This is a genomic window from Arthrobacter sp. UKPF54-2 (assembly GCF_007858535.1).
Taxonomy (GTDB): Bacteria; Actinomycetota; Actinomycetes; order Actinomycetales; family Micrococcaceae; genus Arthrobacter.
Window position 1 is genome coordinate 3008307 of the sequence record NZ_CP040174.1, and the last position, 22777, is coordinate 3031083.

Sequence of the window (22777 nt, forward strand, 5' to 3'; positions counted from 1 at the left end):
CCATCATACCGTGGCGGCACCGCCGCGCGGGTCCGCAAGCCCCTGCACATGTCCGGCCGGTTAACTGGGCCTCACCGCCGCCGCGGGACGCGGTGATTCATATAAGCCCCAAAACCGGTCCAATTCCTGAGATGCACCCTGACCGGCAGGTGGAATGGGGCTAAGCTGTCTGACAGATCAGCACGCACGGACGGGCGCCCAACGGCGCTCCCGGCCCTGTGCATGCGGCGCACTGATAGATCAACGTTTCGATGGTGAACGGCTGGTACGAACCGCGGCGGGCACCGAACTGTGCCCCGGCGGTAAGCCCCCAAGGAAATCCCCCAGCGGGAAGACTCGGCGGGAAACGTACCACCGGCCGTCAGCACAGAGAGGGGCCCGGTTTTCGTGCCACATTTGGAAGAGCAAGAACTGTCATGGACTCAGCTGGACGCCCGTGCCGTGGACACCGTCCGGGTACTCGCGGCGGACGCCGTGGAGAAGGTCGGTAACGGCCACCCCGGCACCGCGATGAGCCTGGCACCGGCCGCCTACCTGCTCTTCCAAAAGCTGATGCGCCACGACCCGGCGAACCCGCAGTGGCTGGGCCGCGACCGGTTCGTCCTGTCCCCCGGCCACACGTCCCTGACGCTGTACATCCAGCTCTTCCTCTCGGGCTACGGCCTGGAGCTGAAGGACCTCGAGGCGCTCCGGACCTGGGGTTCGCTGACCCCCGGACACCCGGAATACAAGCACACCGCCGGGGTGGAGATCACCACCGGTCCGCTGGGCCAGGGCCTGGCCTCCGCGGTCGGCTTCGCGTACTCGCAGCGCCGGATGCGCGGGCTGTTTGACGCCGACGCCCCCGCCGGCACCAGCCCGTTCGACCACACCGTCTGGGTCATCGCGTCCGACGGCGATCTGCAGGAAGGCGTCACCTCCGAGGCGTCTTCGCTCGCCGGCCACCAGGAGCTCGGCAACCTCGTGGTGATCTACGACGAGAACCACATCAGCATCGAAGACGACACGGACGTCGCGTTCACCGAGGACGTCCTGGCCCGCTACAAGGCCTACGGCTGGCACACCCAGCGCGTCGACTGGACCCGCACCGGCGACTACAAGGAGGACGTGGCCGAGCTGCACGCCGCCCTGCTCGCCGCCAAGGCCGAGACGTCCAAGCCGTCCATCATCTCGCTGCGCACCATCATTGGCTGGCCCGCGCCGAAGAAGCAGAACACCGGCAAGATCCACGGCTCCGCCTTGGGCGCCGAGGAGGTCGCCGGCCTGAAGAAGGTTCTCGGCTTCGACCCCGAACTCTCCTTCCAGGTCGAGGACGAGGTCCTGGCCCACACCCGCGAGGCGCAGGCCCGCGGCGCCGCGGCCCGCGCCGAATGGCAGGAGCGCTTTGAGGCCTGGCAGTCCGCCAACCCGGAGGCCGCGGCCCTGCTCGAGCGCGTCGAGGCCCGCAAGCTCCCGGCCGAGTTCGACGCCGCGCTGCCGGTCTTCGAAGCCGGCAAGGACGTCTCCACCCGCGCCGCGTCCGGCAAGGTCCTGAACGCGATCGGCCCGGTCATGCCCGAACTGTGGGGCGGCTCCGCCGACCTCGCCGAGTCGAACAACACCACCATCGAGGGTTCGCCGTCGTTCATCCCCGCCTCCCGCCAGACCGAGGCGTGGAAGGGCAACCCGTACGGCCGGGTGCTGCACTTCGGCATCCGCGAACACGCCGCCGCGTCGATCGTGAACGGCATCAGCCTCGCCGGGGCGACCCGCGCGTTCTCCGGCACCTTCCTGATCTTCTCCGACTACCAGCGCCCGGCCATCCGGCTCGGCGCCCTGATGGGAGTCCCCTCGCTCTACGTCTGGACGCACGACTCGATCGGCCTCGGCGAGGACGGACCCACCCACCAGCCGGTCGAGCAGCTCGCCTCCCTGCGCGCCATCCCGGGCCTGGATGTCGTCCGCCCCGGCGACGCCAACGAGGTCGCAGCCGCCTGGCAGGCCATGCTGGAAAACCACGCCAACCCCGCCGGGATCGTGCTGACCCGGCAGAACATCCCCACCTGGGAACGCGGCACCGGCGAGGCCGACGGCGACACCTTCGCCTCGACCGCCGGTGTGGCCAAGGGCGGCTACGTCCTGGCCGAGGCGTCCGAGGGCGGGAAGACCGTGGACGCGCAGGTCATCCTGATCGGCACGGGCTCCGAGGTCCAGCTCGCCGTGGCCGCCCGCGAAGCCCTGCAGGCCGAGGGCATCCCCACCCGGGTCGTGTCCATGCCGTGCGTGGAATGGTTCAACAAGCAGGACGCCGCCTACCGCGACGCCGTGCTCCCCGCCAACGTCAAGGCACGCGTCTCGGTCGAAGCCGGGCTGGCCCTGGGCTGGAAGGAATTCGTCGGCGACGCCGGCCGCTCCATCTCCCTGGAGCACTTCGGCGCCTCGGCCGACTACAAGCGCCTGTTCCAGGAATTCGGCATCACAGCCGACGCCGTGGCTGCCGCCGCCAAGGAATCCCTCGCCGGCCTCTCGGCCTGACCCCGACTTCACGCATTCCGGGCCGCCGCCCCGCCGGCGGCGGCCCCAGACTCCAGGAGCGAACCATGAACACCACCCCCACACAGCAGCTGTCCGACGCCGGCGTCTCGATCTGGCTCGATGACCTCTCCCGCGGCCGCCTCGAAACCGGCACGCTGCGCAAGCTGATCGAAGAGAAAAACGTCGTCGGCGTCACCACAAACCCGAGCATCTTCCACGCCGCGATCACCACCGGCACCGACTACGACGCCAAGATCCGGGAAATGGCGGCCGCCGGCGCCAGCGTCGAGGAGACCGTCTTCGCGATCACCACCACCGACGTCGCCGATGCCTGCGACCTGTTCGCCCCGGTCGCCGCCGCGACCCACGGCGTCGACGGCCGCGTCTCCATCGAGGTGGACCCCCGCCTCGCCTGGGACACCGCCGGCACCATCACCGAGGCCAAGGAACTCCACGGCCAGGTCAACAAGGACAACGTCCTGATCAAGATCCCCGCCACGCTGGAAGGCCTTGAGGCCATCACCGCCACCCTGGCGGCCGGCATCAGCGTCAACGTGACCCTGATTTTCTCGCTCGAACGCTACCGCGCCGTGATCAACGCCTTCCAGAGCGGCCTCGAGCAGGCCAAGGAAAACGGCCACGACCTCTCCAAGATCCACTCGGTCGCGTCCTTCTTCGTCTCCCGCGTGGACACCGAAATCGACAAGCGCCTCGACGCGATCGGCACCCCCGAAGCCAAGGCCCTCAAGGGCAAGGCCGGCGTCGCGAACGCACGCCTCGCCTACCAGGTCTACGAGGAGCTCTTCAGCACCGAGCGCTGGGCCCTGCTGGCCGACGCCGGCGCGCGCCCGCAGCGCCCGCTCTGGGCCTCCACCGGCGTCAAGGACCCGGCCTACCCGGACACCCTCTACGTCACCGAACTCGTCGCTCCCGGCGTTGTGAACACCATGCCGGAGAAGACCCTGAACGCCACGTACGACCACGGCGCGATCACCGGCAACACCATCACCCGCGGCTACGACGACGCCAACGCGACCCTGAACGCCTTGGATGCGCTCGGCATCTCCTACAACGAGGTCGTCGCCCTGCTTGAGTCCGAAGGCCTCGACAAGTTTGTGGCAAGCTGGAAGGAACTGCTGGCCGACGTCGAGGGCGCCCTCGCCGCTGCACGGAAGGACGCATAGTCCCCCATGACCACTCTCAGCTACGACGCCACGGGCGCCGCCCGCCAGGCCTACGAACAGCACCTGCCCGCCCTCCTGGAAGACCGGGTTGCCACCCGGATCTTCGCCAAGGACGCCACCCTGTGGGGCCCCGACGCCGAGGCTGAGTCCGCGGTCCGGCTCGGCTGGGTGGAGGCCGCCACCGTCTCCCAGCCGCTCGTGCCGGAGATCCTGGCGCTGCGCGACGCGCTCCGCGCCGAGGGCGTGTCCCGGATTGTCCTGTGCGGCATGGGCGGTTCCTCCCTGGCGCCCGAGGTCATCGCCGGAACCGCGGGCGTCGAGCTGACCGTGCTGGACAGCACCGACCCCGAACAGGTGGACGCCGCCCTGGCGGACCGGCTCGCGGAGACCGCTATCGTGGTGTCCTCGAAGTCGGGTTCGACCCTGGAAACCGACTCGCAGCGCCGGGTCTTCGAGCACGCCTTCACCGAGGCCGGGCTCGACGCGAAGAGCCGGATCATCATTGTGACCGACCCGGGTTCCCCGCTGGATGCGGCCTCCCGCGAAGCCGGCTACCGCGCCGTCTTCAACGCCGACCCGAACGTCGGCGGCCGCTATTCGGCGCTCACCGCCTTCGGCCTGGTGCCGTGCGGCCTGGCCGGCGTCGACATCCAGGCCTTCCTGGACGAGGCCGAAGAGACTGCTGAGATTCTCAACGACGACAGCGAGGAGAACATCGGGCTCGCCCTCGGCGCCGCGCTGGGCGGCACCACCCCGCTCCGGGACAAGATCGTCATCGCCGAGGACGGCTCCGGGATCGTGGGCTTCGCCGACTGGGCCGAACAGCTCATCGCCGAATCCACCGGCAAGCTCGGCACCGGGGTGCTGCCGGTTGTCGCCGGACCAAACGCCCCGGAGGTCACGGGCGGCGCCGCGGACGTGCTGGTAGTCCGGCTGGTCGGCGCGGACGCCGACGTCGAGCTCGGCGCCAACGAGGCGGCGATCGCCGGCGGCCTCGCAGCGCAGATGATGACCTGGGAGTTCGCCACCGCCGTCGCGGGCCGGCTGCTGGGCATCAACCCCTTCGACCAGCCCGACGTCGAGGCCGCCAAGGTGGCCGCGCGCGGACTCCTGGACGCACAGCCGAAGGCGACGGCGGCGGACTTCACCGACGGGGCCATCGAGGTCCGCGGCGGCGACTGGCTGGGCGCGGCCACCACCGCAGCCGAGGCGGTCAGCGCGCTGCTCGGCCAGCTAGGCACCGACGGCTACCTCAGCGTCCAGGCCTACTTCGACCGGCTCAGCTACGCGCCGCTGGAAGGCATCCGCGACGAACTGGCGGCGCTCAGCGGCCGGCCCGTCACCTTCGGCTGGGGTCCCCGGTTCCTTCACTCGACCGGCCAGTTCCACAAGGGCGGCCCGGCAATCGGCGTGTTCCTGCAGGTCACGGCGGCGTCCGCGGCGGACCTCGCCATCCCGGACCGGCCGTTCACGTTCGGCGAACTGATCACGGCCCAGGCAGCGGGTGACGCGCAGGTCCTCACCGAACACGGCCGTCCCGTACTCCGGCTTCACCTCACGGACCGTGCCGCCGGCGTCCGCCAGCTGCAGCAGCTTGTCTCCGCGCTGGCCGGCACCTCCACCGCGGGCAGCCCCGCCTCCACCACCGAAAGCTAAGGCACCACAGCAACCATGCCACTCTCGCAAAACGGCAGCCCTAAATCCGCGGGCCGGGGGCGCAATCCGCTCCGGGATCCGCGGGACCGGCGGCTGAACCGGATCGCCGGCCCGTCCTCCCTGGTGCTCTTCGGCGTCACCGGTGACCTCGCCCGCAAAAAGCTCATGCCGGCCGTCTACGACCTGGCCAACCGCGGGCTGCTGCCCCCCAGCTTCGCCCTGGTCGGGTTCGCCCGGCGGCAGTGGGAAAACGAGGACTTCGCCGCCGAGGTGAAGGAAGCGGTCAAGAGCTACGCCCGGACCCCGTTCGATGAAACGGTCTGGAAGCAGCTCTCCGAGGGCATCCGTTTTGTGCAGGGCGAATTCGACGACGACGACGCCTTCGAGCGGCTCAGCGAGACGATCGACGAACTCGACGAACAGCGCGGCACCCGCGGCAACCACGCCTTCTACCTGTCGATCCCGCCGAAGGCTTTTGAACTCGTCTGCCGGCAGCTCTCCAAGCACGGGCTCGCCCAGGCCGAGGGCGACAAGTGGCGTCGCGTGGTGATCGAGAAGCCGTTCGGGCACGACCTCGAGTCGGCCCGCCAGCTCAACGACATTGTGGAGTCGGTGTTCCCGCCGGACGCGGTCTTCCGGATCGACCACTACCTCGGCAAGGAGACGGTCCAGAACATCCTGGCCCTGCGCTTCGCCAACCAGCTGTTCGAACCGCTGTGGAACGCGAACTACGTGGACCACGTCCAGATCACCATGGCGGAGGACATCGGCACCGGCGGCCGCGCCGGCTATTACGACGGCGTGGGCGCGGCCCGCGACGTGATCCAAAACCACCTGTTGCAGCTGCTCGCCCTGACCGCCATGGAGGAGCCGATCTCCTTCAACGCGGACGACCTCCGCGCCGAAAAGGAAAAGGTGCTGGCGGCCGTGCGGCTGCCCGAGGACCTCTCCACCCATTCGGCGCGCGGGCAGTTCGCCGGCGGCTGGCAGGGCGGCGAGCAGGTGCTGGGCTACCTGGAGGAGGAGGGCATCCCTGCCGACTCCACCACCGAGACGTTCGCCGCGATCCGGGTGGATATCAACACCCGGCGCTGGAGCGGCGTGCCGTTCTACCTGCGGGCCGGCAAGCGGCTGGGCCGCCGGGTGACAGAGATCGCCGTCGTCTTCAAGCGCGCGCCCAACCTGCTGTTCCGCGATCACGGCGAGGACGACTTCGGCCAGAACGCCGTCGTGATCCGGGTCCAGCCCGATGAGGGCGCCACGATCCGCTTCGGTTCCAAGGTACCCGGCACGCAGATGGAAGTCCGCGACGTGACCATGGACTTCGGCTACGGCCACTCCTTTACCGAGTCCAGCCCCGAGGCCTATGAGCGGCTCATCCTCGACGTGCTCCTCGGCGAGCCGCCGCTGTTCCCCCGCCATGCCGAAGTCGAGCTGTCCTGGAAGATCCTGGACCCGTTCGAGGACTATTGGGCGTCCCTGGCCGAACAGCCGGAGCCATACGCCCCCGGAAGCTGGGGCCCGGCCTCCGCCGACGAACTGCTCGCCCGCGACGGACGGACCTGGAGAAGGCCATGATCGTAGATCTTCCCGACACAACAACCTCCAAGATCTCCAAGAAGATTATGGCGCTGCGCGAACAGGGCGGCGTGATCGCCCTGGGGCGGGTGCTGACCCTGGTGGTGGTGACCAAGTCCGGGCTCGAAGAGGAGGCGATCGAGGCGGCCAACGAGGCGAGCCGCGAGCACCCCTGCCGGATCATCGTGCTCGCCGACGCCGGCGCCTCCAAGCCCACCCGGCTGGACGCCCAGATCCGTGTGGGCGGCGACGCCGGCGCGTCCGAGGTCATCCTGCTCCGCGGCTACGGCGAACTCGCGGAGGAAAGTGAATCCCTCGTGGCCGCCCTGCTGCTTCCGGACGCCCCGATTGTGGCCTGGTGGCCGCACGGGGCTCCCCGGAACGCCTGCGAAACGTCAATCGGGCGGATCGCGCACCGGCGCATCACGGACTCCGCGAACGAGGCGGACCCGCTCGCGGCGCTGGAGAACCTCCGCACCACGTACAAGGCCGGCGACACCGACCTGGCCTGGACCCGCCTGACCAATTGGCGGATCCAGCTGGCCGCCGTCCTGGACCAGGTGGATGCGTCGCCGGTCACCGCCGTCGCCGTCGAGGGCGCCTCCGACTCCCCCAGCACCCTGCTGCTCGCGGCGTGGCTGACGCTGGCGCTGGACGCGCCGGTGACGATCGTGGCCGATCCGGCCGGCACCGGGATCCGGCGGGTGCGGCTGTCCCGCACCGGCGGCGACGTCCAGCTGTTCCGGCCCGGGCTGACCGTGGCCGAGCTGACCCAGCCCGGACAACCGGCCCAGCGCATCTCGCTCCCGCGGCGCAGCCTCAAGGACTGCCTGGCCGAGGAGCTCCGCCGCCTGGACCCGGACGAAGTCTTCGGCGAAGTGATTACTATTGGACTGCCGCGTACCAACCTAAGGAGTGTCCGTCCCAGTGAGCGCTGACCCCAGAGTAAGCATCCATCCTGACTCGAAGGTCCTGATGGCCGCGATCGCGGCGCGCCTGATCACCAAGCTTGTGGATATCCAGGACAAGCATGGCGAGGCGACCGTGGTGCTGACCGGCGGCACCATGGGCATCGGCTCGCTCAAGGCGGTTGCCGAGTCGCCGGCCGCCCCCGCGGTGGACTGGTCCAAGGTGAACTTCTGGTGGGGCGACGAGCGTTTTGTGGGCCGCGACGACGCCGACCGGAACGCCCGCCAGGCGTACCAGGCCCTTCTGGACCATATCAACGTGGACCCGGCGCGGGTCCACGTTCCCGGCTCCACCGAGGACTTCGACACCCCTGAGGAGGCCGCGGCCGACTACGCCCGGCGGCTTGCCGAGGCGGCCGCCGCCGAACACGCCGCCGACATGTCCGATGACCGCCCGGAGGAACCGGGCCGCCTGCCGCGGCTGGACATTGTGCTGCTGGGCGTCGGCCCCGACGCGCACGTGGCGTCGCTCTTCCCGGAGCAGGCCGGCATCCGGGAGAAGGCCCTGACCGTCGTCGGTGTCCACAACTCCCCCAAGCCGCCGCCGGCACGTGTCTCACTGACGCTGCCGACGATCAACACGGCGGACGAGGTGTGGATGGTGGTGGCCGGTGATGACAAGGCCGGCGCCGTGGGCCTGGCCCTGGCCGGGGCGAACCCGGTGCAGGTGCCGGCGGCGGGGCCGCGCGGGCGTTTCCAGACCCTGTGGCTGATCGACGAGGACGCGGCCTCACGCGTCCCCGAGCAGCTCGTCCGGAAGGGCGCGTCGGGCGCGTAGCTTCTCCAGCGCTCCGGCCAGCACGTCTTCGGCGTCCTGGCTGGAGCGCCGCTCTTTAACGTATTCGAGGTGGCTTTTGTAGCCCTCGGCGGGCTCGTCCTCCAGCGCGAACCGGGCTTCGTCCCGGGTGGCGGCGCCCCCGCAGCGCCGGCAGTCCCAGACGCCGGGGATCTGCTCTTCGGGGAGTTTGGCGAACACGAGGGACGTTTCGTGGCCTTTGGCGCACCGGTAGGTGACGGCGATCCGGGGTTGCCCGGCGCCTCCGCCGTCGAGGGGTTCGTGGCGGGCCGGGGCGCCGGCGACGGCACCAACGCGGATGCCCCTGAATCCGGAAGCAGAATGCAGCATCGGGAACTCCTGGCTACTGGGCTGGTGATGTTTGCCAGCGACAGTGTATTCCGGGAGTCCCCGTTGCGGGGAGGGCCGCAAGGCCCTTATGCAGTTGTGGGACGTGGCGCTGTCAGGAGTCGCCGCCGCCGCTGAAACGCATCAGCAGGCCCAGGGCGATGATAACGACGCCCCAGGTGACGCCGAGGATGATCGTGAAGCGGTTGAGGTTCCGCTCGGCAACGCCCGAGGAGCTCAGTCCGGAGCTCATGCCGCCGCCGAACATGTCGGACAGACCGCCGCCACGACCCTTATGGAGCAGGATGAGCAAGGTCAGCAGGAGGCTGGTGATGCCCAGCAGCACCTGCAGGATGACATGAAGAACGTCCACGACGGCCTTTCAGAAGAGGGGATTGCGGGGGCCACAAGCTGTGTCCGGACTAGTCCGTCACCAGGTGACTCTCGAACCTGACAATATTAGCAAACTCGGCGGCGTCCAGGCTGGCACCGCCGACCAGCAATCCGTCCACGTCGCGCTCCTTGAGGATCGACGCCGCGTTGTTGGCCTTCACCGAGCCGCCGTAGAGCAGGCGGGTCCTGGCGGCGACCGACGGGTCGAAGAGTCCGGCCAGCTCGGCCCGGATCGCGGCGCACATTTCCTGAGCGTCCTCCGGTCCGGCGACCTCCCCGGTGCCGATGGCCCAGACGGGTTCGTAGGCGACGACCAGCTCGGCGGCCTGCTCCGCGGTGAGGCCCTCGACGCCGGCGCGCAGCTGGGCGAGGGTGTGCTCGACGTGGGTGCCCGCCTGGCGGACCTCGAGGCCTTCGCCGACGCAGAGCACCGGGGTGATGCCGTGCCGGAAGGCCGCCTTGGTCTTGGCGTTGAGCACCTCGTCGGACTCGTGGTGGATGGTGCGTCGTTCGCTGTGGCCCACCAGGACATAGCGGCAGCCGAGCTTGGCGAGGAACTGCCCGGAGATGTCCCCGGTGTAGGCACCGGAGTCGAACTGCGAGAGGTCCTGGCCGCCGTAGGCGACGTCCAGCTCGTCGCCCTGGACGAGGGTCTGCACACCGCGCAGGTCGGTGAACGGCGGGAAAACGGCAACCTCCACCCGGCTGTAGTCGTGCTTCGCGTCGGACAGGGTCCAGGCCAGCTTCTGCAGCAGGGTGATCCCCTGGACGTGGTCCATGTTCATCTTCCAGTTGCCCGCGATGAAGGGCTTGCGGTCGAACTTGCCGTTGGTTGACGTTGTCACGTAATCTCCAAAAGGTTCGTAGCAGTGAAAAGCCGGCGGGGTGCCCGCCGTGCGGGACGGCCACCCTGCCGGCTGGAGGTCCTAGCGGTCCAGGACGCTCAGGCCGGGGAGTTCCTTGCCTTCAAGGTATTCCAGGCTGGCGCCGCCGCCGGTGGAGATGTGCCCGAACGCCTCGTCGGCGAAGCCAAGGGTCCGGACTGCGGCGGCGGAGTCGCCGCCGCCCACAACCGTGAACGCGGACGTTTCGGTCAGGGCCTGGGCGACGGCCCGGGTGCCGCCGGCGAAGGCGGGGAACTCGAAGACGCCCATCGGGCCGTTCCAGAACACCGTTTTGGCGCCCTTGATCCGTTCCGCGAACGCGGCCGCCGAGTCCGGCCCGATGTCCAGGCCGATGCCGGCGGACCCGAAGCTGCTGGACTCGATCGAGTCGGCCGCGACCGTTTCGTGCTCGGCGTCGGCGGCGAACTTGGCGGCCACCACCACGTCAGTGGGGATAACGAACTCGGTGCCGGCGTCCGCGGCCCGCTTCAGGTAGTCCTGCACGACGGGGACCTGGTCGTCTTCGAGCAGGCTGCCGGCGACCTTGTGGCCGGCAGCGGCGAGGAAGGTGAACAGCATGCCGCCGCCCACCAGGATCGTGTCCGCCTTGCCGATCAGGTTGTCGATGACAGCCAGTTTGTCGGAGACTTTGGAGCCGCCGAGCACCACAACGTAGGGCCGCTGGGTGTCGGTGGTGAGCTTGCGCAGCACCTCGACCTCGGTGCGGACCAGGTCGCCCTGGTAGGACGGCAGCCGGGTGGCGACGTCGTAGACGCTGGCGTGCTTGCGGTGCACGGCGCCGAACGCGTCGTCCACGAAGGCGCCGTTCTCACCGGTGAGGGCTACCAGTTCGTCAGCGAAGGCGCCGCGTTCGGCGTCGTCCTTGGACGTTTCGCGGGCGTCGAAGCGCACGTTCTCCAGGACGAGGGCTTCGCCGTCCTGCAGCGCAGCGGCGAGCTCCTTGGCTGAGCCGCCGACGGTGTCGCCCGCCAGGGTGACTGTGAACGGGGCGAGACCGGCCAGCCGGTCAACGGCCGGCTTGAGCGAGTACTTCTCGTCCGGGGCGCCCTTGGGGCGGCCCAGGTGTGCCGTGACCAGCACACGGGCACCGGCGTCCGTGAGCTTCGCCAGAACCGGGAGGGAGGCCTTGATCCGGCCGTCGTCAGTCACTGTAGAGCCGTCGAGCGGCACGTTCAGGTCACTTCTGACCAAAACGTACCGCCCGCGGACACCTTCAGCGATCAATTCGTCGAGGGTGTGGAATGTCATGAGTCTTACCCTAGCCCAGCTTCGACGCGACAAGCTCCGTGAGGTCGACGAGGCGGTTGGAGTAGCCCCATTCGTTGTCATACCAGGAAACAACCTTGACCTGGTTACCGATCACCTTGGTCAGGCCGGAGTCGAAGATCGACGACGCCGGGTCGCCGACGATGTCCGAGGAGACGATCGGCTCGTCGGTGTAGGTCAGCAGGCCCTTGAGCTCTTCGGACTCGGAGGCGGCCTTGAGTGCGGCGTTGACCTCTTCGACGGTGGTCTCGCGGGAGACGGTGACGGTGAGGTCGGTGGCGGAGCCGGTGGGGACGGGGACGCGGATGGCGTAGCCGTCCAGCTTGCCCTTGAGTTCGGGGAGGACCAGGCCGATGGCCTTGGCGGCGCCCGTGGAGGTGGGGACCATGTTGATGGCGGCGGCGCGGGCGCGGCGGAGGTCCTTGTGCGGGCCGTCCTGCAGGTTCTGGTCCGCGGTGTAGGCGTGGATCGTGGTCATCAGGCCGCGCTCGATGCCGAACGCGTCGTTGACGACCTTGGCGAGCGGGCCGAGGCAGTTGGTGGTGCAGGAGGCGTTGGAGATGATGTGGTGCGCGGCGTTGTCGTACAGGCCGTCGTTGACGCCCATCACGATGGTGATGTCCTCGTCCGAGGCGGGGGCGGAGATCAGGACCTTCTTGGCGCCGGCATCGATGTGCTTCTGCGCGTCGGCGGCCTTGGTGAAGAAGCCGGTGGACTCGATCACGATGTCGACACCCAGCTCGCCCCACGGCAGCTTGGCCGGGTCGCGCTCGGCGAGGACCTTCACGGTCTTGCCGTCGACGACGATGTTGCCGTCCTTGACCTCGATGGATTCGGCCAGGCGGCCGCCGACGGAGTCGTACTTGAAGAGGTGGGCGAGGGCTTCCGGGCTGGTGAGGTCGTTGACGGCAACGATCTCGAGGTCTGCTCCCTGGGCGAGGGCGGCGCGGAAGTAGTTGCGGCCGATGCGGCCGAAGCCGTTGATACCAATACGTGTCGTCACGTTTTCAGTCTCCTTGGTGCTCTCTCAAGCACGATTAGTTGAGTAGGCGTTCAAGCCAACTAACAGATCCCGCACGCCATTGGGCAGAGATGATTACCAGATCGGAGGGCGACCAGCCACGTTGCTGAAGGCTAACCGCCTTCCGTGACCCATCTTACGTTTAACTGGACCCGCCCCCGCAAGTGCGGGGGCGGGTCTTCCACGTTCCGGGCCGAACGGCCCGAAATGTGAGCTTTGTTACAGCGATATTTCGGCGTTGCCGCCCCTTAGAGGGTGATCAGGCCGGTGGCGTTCTTGCGCGCGGCGTCGAACCGCTTGGCGACGTCGGCCCAGTTCACGATGTTCCAGAACGCCTTGACGTAGTCCGCCTTGACGTTGACGTAGTCGAGGTAGAAGGCGTGCTCCCACATGTCGAGCATCAGCAGCGGGGTGGTGCCGAGTGCCACGTTGCCCTGCTGGTCGTAGAGCTGCTCGATGACGAGGTTGCCGCCGATCGGCTCGTAGGCCAGGAAGCCCCAGCCGGAGCCCTGCAGGCCCAGGGCCGCGGCGCTGAACTGGGCGCGGAACGCGTCGAAGGAGCCGAACGCGTCGTCGATGGCGGCAGCGAGCTCACCTTCGGGCTTGTCGCCGCCGTCCGGGGAGAGGTTCTTCCAGAACACGGAGTGGTTGATGTGGCCGCCGGTGTGGAACGCAAGGTCCTTGGAAAGGCGGTTGATGTTGGCGAAGTCGCCCTGCTCGCGGGCCTCGGCCAGCTGCTTCAGGGCGTTGTTGGCGCCGGCGACGTAGGCCGCGTGGTGCTTGCTGTGGTGCAGCTCCATGATCTTCGCGGAGATGTGCGGCTCCAGCGCGGCGTAGTCGTAGTCCAGTTCTGGCAGTACGTATTCGGTCACAAAATCCTCCAATGTCGTGGACGGCTCGTCCGGTTTTGCTAACTCTCGGATTGTGCATCCGGATGGTTCAACACCCGGAAGTTTTGTGGATGGGAATCCGGTGGTCATAGCCTCCGGCCGCGCCGCGGTATTCCCGGGCGCTGGATCCGATTCTGTCCCTGATCCCCGGCGCTGGCTACTCGTCCAGCATTTCCGGCGTCACGTTGGCCTCGGTCCCCGGGATGCCGAGGTCCTGCGCCCGCTTGTCCGCCATGGCCAACAGGCGGCGGATCCGGCCGGCGATGGCGTCCTTGGTCATCACCGGGTCGGCGAGCCGGCCGAGCTCGTCCAGGCTGGCCTGCTTGTGCGCGACCCGCAGTTCGCCGGCGTACTTGAGGTGGTCCGGGACGTCGTCGCCGAGGATCTCCAGCGCCCGGTCCACGCGGGCGCCGGCGGCGACGGCGGCCTGGGCCGAGCGGCGCAGGTTGGCGTCGTCGAAGTTGGCGAGCCGGTTCGCGGTGGCGCGGACTTCCTTGCGCATCCGGCGCTCCTCCCAGACCATCAGCGCGTCGTGCGCGCCCATCCGGGTCAGCAGCGCGGCGATCGTGTCGCCGTCGCGGATCACCACGCGGTCCACTCCCCTGACTTCGCGGGCCTTGGCCTGGATACCGAGGCGGCGGGCGGCGCCGACAAGGGCCAGGGCGGACTCCGGGCCGGGGCAGGTGACTTCCATCGCGGAGGACCGGCCGGGCTCGGTGAGCGAACCGTGGGCCAGGAACGCGCCGCGCCAGACCGCTTCGGCGTCGGCGGCGGAGCCGTTCACAACGACGGACGGCAGGCCGCGGACGGGCCGGCCGCGGGCGTCCAGCAGGCCTGTCTGGCGGGCGAGGGCCTCGCCGTCGCGGACCACCCGGACCACGTAGCGGCTGCCGCGGCGCAGACCGCCGCCGGAGACGACGATGATCTCGCTCTGGTGCCCGTAAACTTCCGCGATGGCGGCGCGGAGCCGGCGCGCGGTCGAGGCGAGGTCAACCTCGGCCTCGATCACGATCCGGCCGGAGATGATGTGCAGTCCCCCCGCGAACCGGAGCATGGCGGACACCTCGGCCTTGCGGACCGAGGACTTCTTGATATCCAGCCGGGAAAGTTCTTCCTTGACTGATGCTGTCAGTGCCATGGCACCTTTCCCTACCTGTTCCCGAAAATGTCGTGGTACGCCGTTGCCAGACGCAGCGGGTCGTGGATCGGCCGGCGGCTCGACGCCCCTACTTTACCCAAGACCACCTCGGCGCCGAGCATTGCGGCGGCCCGTTCGAAGTCGGGGAAGTCCGGCACCGACGCGGGGTCGGCCAGGACGACGTCGATGGTGAACTCCGGGGCGTATTCCCGCAGCACCCGCAGGTGGTCGGCGGCGGACATCCCGAGGGTCTCCCGGGTGTCCGTGGCGAGGTTCATCGTGAGGCAGCGCCGCGCCTCGGTGCTGCAGAGCGCGTCTCGCATCTCCGGCAGGAGCAGGTGCGGCAGGACGGAGGTGTACCAGGAGCCGGGGCCGAGGACCACCCAGTCCGCGAGTTCGATCGCGGTCAGCGCTTCGACGCAGGCGGGGGCGGACTCGGGCAGCAGGCGGACGGACTCGAGCCGGCCGGCGACGGCGCACCTGGCCTGCCCGCTCACCGTCTCCAGCACCGATGTGCCGTCGGGCCGGGAGACCCGGGCCTGGCCTTCGATGGTGAGCGGGGTGGTGGACATCGGCAGGACCTGCCCGCGGGCGCCCAGGAGCGCGCCGGCCCACTGCAGGCCGGCGACCGTGTCCCCGAGCAGTTCCCACAGCGTCACGATCAGCAGGTTCCCCATGGCGTGCTCGTCGAGGGAGCCGCCCCGGCCCTTGCCGGCTTCGAAGCGGTGCTGCATCACGTCGCGCCAGGTTCGTCCCCAGTCGGTGTCGTCGCACAGCGCGGACAGCGCCATCCTCAGGTCCCCCGGCGGCAGGACGCCGTATTCTTCGCGGAGCCGGCCGGAGGATCCGCCGTCGTCCGCGACCGTGACGATGGCGGTCAGCTCCGAGGTGAGCAGGCGCAGGGCCGAGAGCGAGGCGGAGAGGCCGTGGCCGCCGCCCAGGGCGACAACGGAGGGGCCTTTGTCCTGCTGGCCGGCGAAGGCCGCGCTGGCGGCCGGTACCAGGGGCAGGGGCCCGGTCAGGAGCGCCATTACTCGCGGCCCAGATCCCGGTGGGTGGTGGTGACGGTGACCCGGGGGTACTGCGCCAGCCGGCGCGAGAGTTCAACGGCCACGGCCACGGAGCGGTGTTTCCCGCCGGTGCAGCCGACGGCAATGGTCGCATAGTGCTTGTTTTCGCGCCGGTAGCCGTCCAGGACCGGTTCGAGCGCCAGCACGTAGCGTTCCACGAAGTTACTGACGCCTTCGGCGTCGAGCACGTAGTCGCTGACGTCCTTGTCCAGCCCGGTGTGCGGGCGCAGCTGCGGCACCCAGTGCGGGTTCGGGATGAAGCGCGCGTCGGCGACGAAGTTGGCGTCCACCGGCAGCCCGTACTTGAAGCCGAAGCTCATGACGTTCAGGCGCAGCGCCACCGGGCCGGTTTCGCTGAACAGTTCGGTGATGGCGGTCGCGAGGCCGTGGACGTTGAGGGGGGAGGTGTCCAGGACGATGTCCGAGGATTCGCGCAGTTCGTGCAGGAGCTCGCGTTCCGCGGCGATGCCGTCCAGGATCCGCCCCCCGCCCTGCAGCGGGTGCGGGCGCCGGCCCTGTTCGAAGCGGCGCACCAGGACGTCGTCGCTGGCGTCCAGGAACAGCACCCGGAAGGTAACGCCGCTGGCTTCGAGGTTGCGCAGTGCGGCGCGGATGTCGGCGAAGAGGTCCTTGCTGCGGACATCCACCACGACGGCCAGCTTGGAGATGGACCGCGGGGCGTGGGAGACGAGTTCCGCGAGGGTTCCGAGCATCTGCGGCGGCAGGTTTTCCACGACGTACCAGCCGTGGTCCTCGAGGGCGTCCGAGGCGGTGCTGCGGCCTGCCCCCGACATCCCGGTCACCACGAGCAGTTCCGAGTCTGCCGGCTTGACGGGGGTCAATCCGTCCGCCTCCACGCCGGATCCTGCCGTTGACTCTGCCATCAGTGCTGCCCCATCTCTGCTGTTTGCTCTGCCGTAAGGCCGCCGCGCGGGGCAGCAGGCTGCCGGCCGCGTCGTACCTCAGCTCCTTACCCTAGCCAAGATTGCCGGCACGGGCTAAGTTTCGAGAATTTCCCCGGTCGTCATGTTGATGGCCGGCGCCGCTGGCCCGTCTGCGCCGGAATCCTCGCTAAAATGCCGCACGATAGCGCCCGCAAGGGCCGGGCCGATCCCCTTGGCGGCAGTCAGCTCCTCTACGCTGGCCGCCCGGATGCTCTTGACCGAGCCGAACTGGTTCAGCAGCGCCTTGCGCTTGGAGTCGCCGAGGCCCGGGACGCCGTCGAGTGCGGAGACGGTCATGGCCTTGCCGCGCTTTTGCCGGTGGAAGGTGATGGCGAAGCGGTGCGCCTCGTCGCGGATCCGCTGCAGCAGGTACAGGCCGGCCGAGGCGCGCGGCAGGATGACCGGGAAGTCGCTGTCCGGCAGCCAGACCTCCTCGAGCCGTTTGGCGAGTCCGACGACGTAGACGTCCTCGATGCCGAGTTCGGCCAGGGCGCGGGCCGCGGCGTTCACCTGGGGCTTGCCGCCGTCGACGACGACGAGGTTGGGCGGGTAGGCGAACTTCGCCCTGGGCGCCGGTGTGGTGGTGTCCTGGACCGGCGCGGCGGCCACGGCCGCGGCCTGGGCGGCAGCCAGGGGCGCGGCGCCGGGGTCCGTTTTGTCGGCCTGTTCCTGCAGGTAGTTCCGGAACCGGCGGGTCAGGACGTCGTGCATCGCGGCGGTGTCGTCGTTGGCGGCTTCCCCGGTGACCGAGAACTTCCGGTAGTCGGACTTCTTGGGCAGGCCGTCCTCGACCACCACCATCGAACCGACGACGTTGGTGCCCTGCACGTGCGAGATGTCGAAGCACTCGATCCGCAGCAGCGCCACCGGCAGATCCAGCGCCTCCTGGAGTTCCTGGAGCGCCTGGGAGCGCATGGTCAGGTCGCCGGCGCGCCGGGATTTGTGCAGTTTGAGCGCGTGCTCGGCGTTGTCCCGCACGGTGGAGAGGAGGGCGGCCTTGTCGCCGCGCTGCGGCACGCGGATGTCCACCCGGGCGCCGCGCAGCCCGCTGAGCCACTGGGCGAGTTCGGCGGCGTTGCTCGGCTCGGCCGGGACCAGCACCTCGCGGGGCAGCCGGCCCTGGCTGGCGGCCTCGTCGCCGTAGACCTGCTGGAGCAGGTGTTCCACGAGGTCCGGGGTGGTGGAATCCTCGACCTTGTCCACCACCCAGCCGCGCTGGCCGCGGATCCGCCCGCCCCGGACGTGGAAGACCTGGACGGCGGCCTCGAGTTCGTCTTCGTGCAGCGCGAACACGTCCGCGTCGGTGTCCTCGGCGAGGACCACGGCGTTGCGTTCGAAGACCTTTTTCAGCGCGACGATGTCGTCCCGGACCCGGGCGGCGCGTTCATAGTCCAGTTCGGCGACGGCGGCGGCCATGTCCTTCTCCAGCCGGGACACGAACCGTTTGGCTTCGCCGCCCATAAAGGCGCAGAAGTCCTCGGCCAGGGCCCGGTGGTCCTCCGCGGAGATGCGGCCCACGCAGGGGGCCGCGCACTTGTCGATGTAGCCGAGCAGGCAGGGCCGTCCGCTGGCTTCGGCGCGCTTGAGCACCCCGGGGCTGCAGCTGCGGACCGGGAAGACGCGCAGCAGGGTGTCCATGGTGTCGCGGATGGCGCCGGCCGTGTACGGGCCGAAATACCGGGTCCCCTTGCGCCGTTCGCCGCGCAGCACCTGCACCCGGGGGTACTTCTCCCCCATCGTGACGGCCAGGTAGGGGTAGGACTTGTCGTCGCGGAACATCACGTTGAACCGCGGTTTGAATTCCTTGATCCAGGTGTATTCCAGCTGCAATGATTCCAGCTCGCTGCCCACTACCGTCCATTCGACGCTGCTGGCGGTGTGCACCATCGCGTGGGTCTTGGGCAGCAGGCCGGCGGGGTTGGCGAAGTAAGAGTTCAGCCGGGAGCGGAGGTTTTTGGCCTTGCCCACGTATATGACCCGGCCGTGCGGGTCGCGGAAGCGGTAGACACCCGGGTTGGTCGGGATTTCCCCGGTCTGGGGCCGGTAACTAGCTGGATTTGCCACTGGTCTATTCTACTGAGCCGGCCGGTGCCCGGCGCAGCCGCGGTCCCGGCGTGGCCCGGCTCCGGATGCGCTGATCAGTCGACGCTCTTGCTCTGGTTGTACGTGGTGGCCCGCTGCTGGCCGCTCAGTTCCGCGATCGCGTCCATGATGCGGTCCGTGACCTGGCGCCGCGCCGGGAGGGAGTGGTCCGGCCCGGTCTTGTCGAAGTAGAGCGGCTCGCCCACCTTCATGGTGAAGTGCTGCGGCTTGACCTTGTTGCTGTCCGCCGGCTGCAGGTTCTCGGTGCCGATGAGCCCGACCGGGATCACCGGCGCGCCGGTGGTGAGGGCGAGCCAGCCGACGCCGGTGCGGCCGCGGTAGAGGATGCCGTCGCGGGAGCGGGTGCCCTCCGGGTAGATGCCGACGCCCTTGCCGGCGTCGAGGATGTCCAGGAGGGTCTTCAGCGCCTGGACGCTGGCTGCCTGTTCGCCGCGTTCGACCGGGATGGAGCCCACGGCCTCGAAGAAGGACTTCATCATCCGGCCCTTGGCTCCGCCGGTGGTGAAATATTCCGCCTTGGCGAAGAACGCCACCGGCCGCGGCATCAGAGCCTGCACGATCACGCTGTCCAGGAAGGAGAGGTGGTTCGGCGCCACGATGAAGGGGCCCTCCTTGGGCACATTCTCGAGGCCGATCACAGTGGGACGGCAGGTCGAGGAAATGAGCCCGCGGGTGGTCCAGCGGATCGCGTCAAACATTGCCAATGGTGTGCACCTCATTCAGGGCTTCGGTCCCCGGGCATTCGGAGAGTCTAGTGATCGTGGCGTGCAGCGCCAGCGTGGTGTGGACGACCTCGACGGCGCCGGCCGCGTGCAGTTCGCCGTCGGGCGCAAAACCCCAGCCTACGCCGATGCAGGCGGGTCCGTTGGCAGCCGCCCCGGCGACGTCCTGGTTCCGGTCGCCCACCATTGCTGCCCGTTCAGTGTCGACACCGCCGTCAAGGTCCAAGATCACGGGCACGGGTGTAGGCGTCACCGGAGTAGTTTCTCACGCCGGCGCGGATGGCAGAAACTTTCATGCCCCGTCAGGAATAGATCAGGGAATGCGTCCGCCATCCGCTCCGGTTCAGCCCAGGATGTCCGCGAGGAACGCCGCCGTGTGGCTTTCCTTGGACTTGGCGACCTGCTCCGGCGTGCCGGAGGCGACAATCCGGCCGCCGCCGGAACCGCCGTCGGGCCCGAGGTCCACGATCCAGTCGGCGCTCTTGATGACGTCGAGGTTGTGCTCGATCGTGATCACGGTGTTGCCCTTTTCCACCAGGCCCTGGAGGACCATCAGCAGCTTGCGGATGTCCTCGAAGTGCAGGCCGGTGGTGGGCTCGTCGAGGACGTAGACGCTGCGGCCGTTGGAGCGCTTCTGCAGTTCCGCGGCCAGCTTGACGCGCTGGGCCTCCCCGCCGGAGAGGGTGGTGGCGGGCTGGCCGAGGCGGACGTAGCCGAGTCCGACGTCGACGAGCGTCTTGAGGTGCCGGGCGATCGGTGAGAACGCGGCGAAGAACTCGGCGCCCTCCTCGATCGGCATGTTCAGCACGTCCGCAATGGTCTTGCCCTTGTAGTGCACTTCGAGCGTTTCGCGGTTGTACCGGGCACCGTGGCAGACCTCGCAGGGCACGTACACGTCCGGCAGGAAGTTCATCTCGATCTTCAGGGTGCCGTCGCCCGAGCACGCCTCGCAGCGGCCGCCCTTGACGTTGAAGGAGAACCGGCCGGGCTGGTAGCCCCGGACCTTTGCCTCGGTGGTCTCGGCGAAGAGTTTGCGGATGTGGTCGAACACGCCCGTGTAGGTGGCGGGGTTGGAGCGCGGGGTCCGGCCGATGGGGCTCTGGTCGACGTGCACCACCTTGTCGAGGTGTTCGAGGCCCTGCACGGCCTTGTGCCGCCCGGCGACCTGCTTGGCGCCGTTGAGCTTGGTGGCGAGGACCTTGTAGAGGATCTCGTTGACCAGGGTGGACTTGCCGGAGCCGCTGACGCCGGTGACGGCGGTGAAGAGGCCCAGCGGGAAGGCGGCGTCGACGTTGAGGAGGTTGTTTTCCTTGGCGCCGACGACTTTCAGCTCGCGCTTCTTGTCGTACTTGCGCCGCTTCTTGGGGACCTCGATGGACTTCCGTCCGGAGAGGTAGTCCCCGGTCAGGGACTCGGTGTTCTTCAGCAGGTCCTGATAGGACCCGGAGTGCACCACCATGCCGCCGTGCTCGCCGGCGCCCGGTCCGATGTCCACCACCCAGTCCGCTTCGTGAATGGTGTCCTCGTCGTGCTCGACCACGATCAGGGTGTTGCCGAGGTCCCTGAGCCGGGTGAGGGTTTCAATCAGGCGCCGGTTGTCGCGCTGGTGCAGGCCGATCGAGGGCTCATCGAGGACGTAGAGCACCCCCACGAGGCCGGAGCCGATCTGGGTGGCCAGGCGGATGCGCTGCGCCTCCCCGCCGGACAGGGTGCCGGAGGGCCGTTCCAGGTTCAGGTACTCCAGGCCGACGTCGAGCAGGAAGGTCAGCCGGGCCTGGATTTCCTTGAGCACCTGGTGGGCGATCTGCGCCTCGCGGCCGGTGAGGACCAGGCTGTCCAGGAAGTGCGCGCACTCGCGCATCGGCAGCGCGGCGACCTCGGCAATGGACTTGCCGTTGATCAGGACCGACAGCGATGCCGGGTTCAGCCGGGCGCCGTTGCAGGCCGGGCACGGAACCTGCCGCATGTACTCCTCGTAGCGGTCCCGGGCCGAGTCCGAGTCCGTTTCGGTGTGCTTGCGGTGCACGTACTGGACCACACCTTCGAAGCCGGTGCTGTACTTGCGTTCCCGGCCGAAGCGGTTGCGGTACTGCACCACCACCTTGTGGTCCTTGCCGTGCAGCACGGTCTGCCGCGCCTCGGCGGAGAGCTTCTCCCAGGGCGTGGTCATTTTGAAGCCGAGTTCCTTGGCCAGGCCGCCGAGGAGCCGGTTCCAGTATTCCGTGGTGGCGGTGCCGAGCGACCAGGGCGCGATGGCGCCTTCGGCGAGGGAGAGCTCGGGGTTGGGGATCAGGAGTTCCTCGTCGACCTCGAGTTTGGTGCCGATGCCGCTGCACGCGGAGCAGGCGCCGAACGGGTTGTTGAAGGAGAACGAGCGGGGTTCGATCTCGTCGATCGCGAGGGGGTGCTCGTTGGGGCAGGCGAGGTGCTCGGAGAAGGCCCGGATCCGCTCCGGGTCGTCCGCCTCGAGGTCGACGAATTCGGCCAGGACACGGCCCTCGGCCAGGCCCAGGGCGGTCTCCACCGAGTCGGTGAGGCGCTGGCTGATGCCCTCCTTCACGACCAGGCGGTCCACCACCACCTCGATGGTGTGCTTGAACTGCTTGCCCAGCTTGGGCGGCTCACTCAGCTGGATCAGTTTGTCGTCCACCCGGGCACGGGAGTAGCCCTTGGCGGTGAGCTCCTTGAACAGTTCGACGAACTCGCCCTTGCGGCCGCGGACCACCGGGGCCAGGATCTGGAACCGGGTGCCCTCGGGCAGTTCCAGCAGCTGGTCGACGATCTGCTGCGGGGTCTGTTTCGTGACGGGCTCGCCGCAGACCGGGCAGTGCGGGCGGCCGACGCGGGCCCAGAGCAGGCGCATGTAGTCGTAGATCTCGGTGATGGTGCCGACCGTGGAGCGCGGGTTCTTGCTGGTGGACTTCTGGTCGATCGACACGGCCGGCGAGAGGCCCTCGATGAAGTCGACGTCGGGCTTGTCCACCTGGCCGAGGAACTGGCGGGCGTAGGCGGAGAGTGATTCCACGTAGCGCCGCTGCCCCTCGGCGAAGATGGTGTCGAAGGCCAGCGAGGACTTGCCGGAGCCGGAAAGGCCCGTGAAGACGATCATCGCGTCGCGCGGCAGGTCGAGATCGACGTTGCGCAGGTTGTGTTCGCGCGCGCCCTTCACCACGAGCCGGGACAGGTCGGGGCGGAGAATCTCGGCGCCCGACGACGCCGAACGGGAGGACAGGGGGCCGGGCGCTTTTCCGGACTTCACCGGAGCGGCGGCAGGCTGGACATCGACGGCTGGTTCTTCAGCT

19 protein-coding genes are annotated in these 22777 nt (G+C 68.8%); 6 read left to right on the forward strand and 13 right to left on the reverse strand.

Going from position 1 to position 22777, the window contains the following annotated elements; genetic code table 11:
* Positions 1-396 precede the first annotated feature (396 nt).
* The 6 genes from tkt (at position 397) to pgl (ending at position 8678) form a co-directional block, all read left to right on the forward strand.
* Complete coding sequence (gene tkt / locus E7Y32_RS13895) at positions 397-2514, forward strand: transketolase (protein ID WP_146338697.1); 2118 nt, start codon at positions 397-399, stop codon at positions 2512-2514.
* 65 nt (positions 2515-2579) lie between these two features.
* The gene (gene tal / locus E7Y32_RS13900) at positions 2580-3698 is read left to right on the forward strand and encodes a transaldolase (protein WP_146337637.1); all 1119 of its coding nucleotides are present in this window, start codon (positions 2580-2582) and stop codon (positions 3696-3698) included.
* Positions 3699-3704: 6 nt separating this feature from the next.
* The gene (locus tag E7Y32_RS13905) at positions 3705-5354 is read left to right on the forward strand and encodes a glucose-6-phosphate isomerase (protein ID WP_146337638.1); all 1650 of its coding nucleotides are present in this window, start codon (positions 3705-3707) and stop codon (positions 5352-5354) included.
* Between the two features lie 15 nt (positions 5355-5369).
* Positions 5370-6932 (forward strand): glucose-6-phosphate dehydrogenase, encoded by a 1563-nt coding sequence (gene zwf, locus E7Y32_RS13910; protein WP_146337639.1) that lies wholly within the window; start codon positions 5370-5372, stop codon positions 6930-6932.
* Positions 6929-7870, forward strand: a complete 942-nt coding sequence (locus E7Y32_RS13915) for a glucose-6-phosphate dehydrogenase assembly protein OpcA (protein WP_146337640.1) — start codon at positions 6929-6931, stop codon at positions 7868-7870. Before zwf ends, E7Y32_RS13915 begins: the two co-directional genes overlap by 4 nt.
* A 37-nt stretch (positions 7871-7907) precedes the next feature.
* Positions 7908-8678: a 6-phosphogluconolactonase gene (gene pgl, locus E7Y32_RS13920; protein ID WP_261382638.1), complete on the forward strand. Its 771-nt coding sequence runs from the start codon at positions 7908-7910 to the stop codon at positions 8676-8678.
* Here the strand turns inward: pgl and E7Y32_RS13925 are convergent.
* From E7Y32_RS13925 to uvrA, 13 genes are all read right to left on the reverse strand, one after another.
* Entirely contained in the window at positions 8631-9026 is a 396-nt protein-coding gene (locus E7Y32_RS13925) for an RNA polymerase-binding protein RbpA (RefSeq protein WP_146337642.1), read from the reverse strand. The genes pgl and E7Y32_RS13925 overlap by 48 nt on opposite strands.
* 112 nt (positions 9027-9138) lie before the next feature.
* Complete coding sequence (gene secG, locus E7Y32_RS13930) at positions 9139-9396, reverse strand: preprotein translocase subunit SecG (protein WP_146337643.1); 258 nt, start codon at positions 9394-9396, stop codon at positions 9139-9141.
* Positions 9397-9445: 49 nt separating this feature from the next.
* On the reverse strand, positions 9446-10261 hold the full coding sequence (tpiA, locus tag E7Y32_RS13935; protein ID WP_146337644.1) for a triose-phosphate isomerase: 816 nt from the start codon (positions 10259-10261) through the stop codon (positions 9446-9448).
* An 81-nt stretch (positions 10262-10342) separates the two neighbouring features.
* Positions 10343-11569, reverse strand: coding sequence for a phosphoglycerate kinase (locus E7Y32_RS13940; protein ID WP_146337645.1), 1227 nt, complete (start codon positions 11567-11569; stop codon positions 10343-10345).
* Positions 11570-11579: 10 nt separating this feature from the next.
* Positions 11580-12590, reverse strand: coding sequence for a type I glyceraldehyde-3-phosphate dehydrogenase (gene gap / locus E7Y32_RS13945; RefSeq protein WP_146337646.1), 1011 nt, complete (start codon positions 12588-12590; stop codon positions 11580-11582).
* 266 nt (positions 12591-12856) lie between these two features.
* On the reverse strand, positions 12857-13480 hold the full coding sequence (locus E7Y32_RS13950) for a superoxide dismutase (protein WP_146337647.1): 624 nt from the start codon (positions 13478-13480) through the stop codon (positions 12857-12859).
* A 175-nt stretch (positions 13481-13655) separates the two neighbouring features.
* Entirely contained in the window at positions 13656-14636 is a 981-nt protein-coding gene (gene whiA / locus E7Y32_RS13955) for a DNA-binding protein WhiA (protein ID WP_066438143.1), read from the reverse strand.
* 11 nt (positions 14637-14647) lie between these two features.
* Complete coding sequence (gene yvcK, locus E7Y32_RS13960) at positions 14648-15667, reverse strand: uridine diphosphate-N-acetylglucosamine-binding protein YvcK (protein ID WP_146337648.1); 1020 nt, start codon at positions 15665-15667, stop codon at positions 14648-14650.
* On the reverse strand, positions 15667-16590 hold the full coding sequence (rapZ, locus tag E7Y32_RS13965) for an RNase adapter RapZ (RefSeq protein ID WP_146337649.1): 924 nt from the start codon (positions 16588-16590) through the stop codon (positions 15667-15669). Before rapZ ends, yvcK begins: the two co-directional genes overlap by 1 nt.
* 114 nt (positions 16591-16704) lie before the next feature.
* Positions 16705-18714, reverse strand: a complete 2010-nt coding sequence (gene uvrC, locus E7Y32_RS13970) for an excinuclease ABC subunit UvrC (protein WP_146337650.1) — start codon at positions 18712-18714, stop codon at positions 16705-16707.
* Between the two features lie 74 nt (positions 18715-18788).
* On the reverse strand, positions 18789-19457 hold the full coding sequence (locus E7Y32_RS13975; RefSeq protein ID WP_146337651.1) for a 1-acyl-sn-glycerol-3-phosphate acyltransferase: 669 nt from the start codon (positions 19455-19457) through the stop codon (positions 18789-18791).
* The gene (locus E7Y32_RS13980) at positions 19444-19728 is read right to left on the reverse strand and encodes an HAD hydrolase-like protein (RefSeq protein WP_395940426.1); all 285 of its coding nucleotides are present in this window, start codon (positions 19726-19728) and stop codon (positions 19444-19446) included. The genes E7Y32_RS13975 and E7Y32_RS13980 overlap by 14 nt, the downstream gene beginning before the upstream one ends.
* A gap of 90 nt (positions 19729-19818) precedes the next feature.
* Entirely contained in the window at positions 19819-22707 is a 2889-nt protein-coding gene (gene uvrA, locus E7Y32_RS13985) for an excinuclease ABC subunit UvrA (RefSeq protein ID WP_261382639.1), read from the reverse strand.
* Positions 22708-22777: the final 70 nt, after the last annotated feature.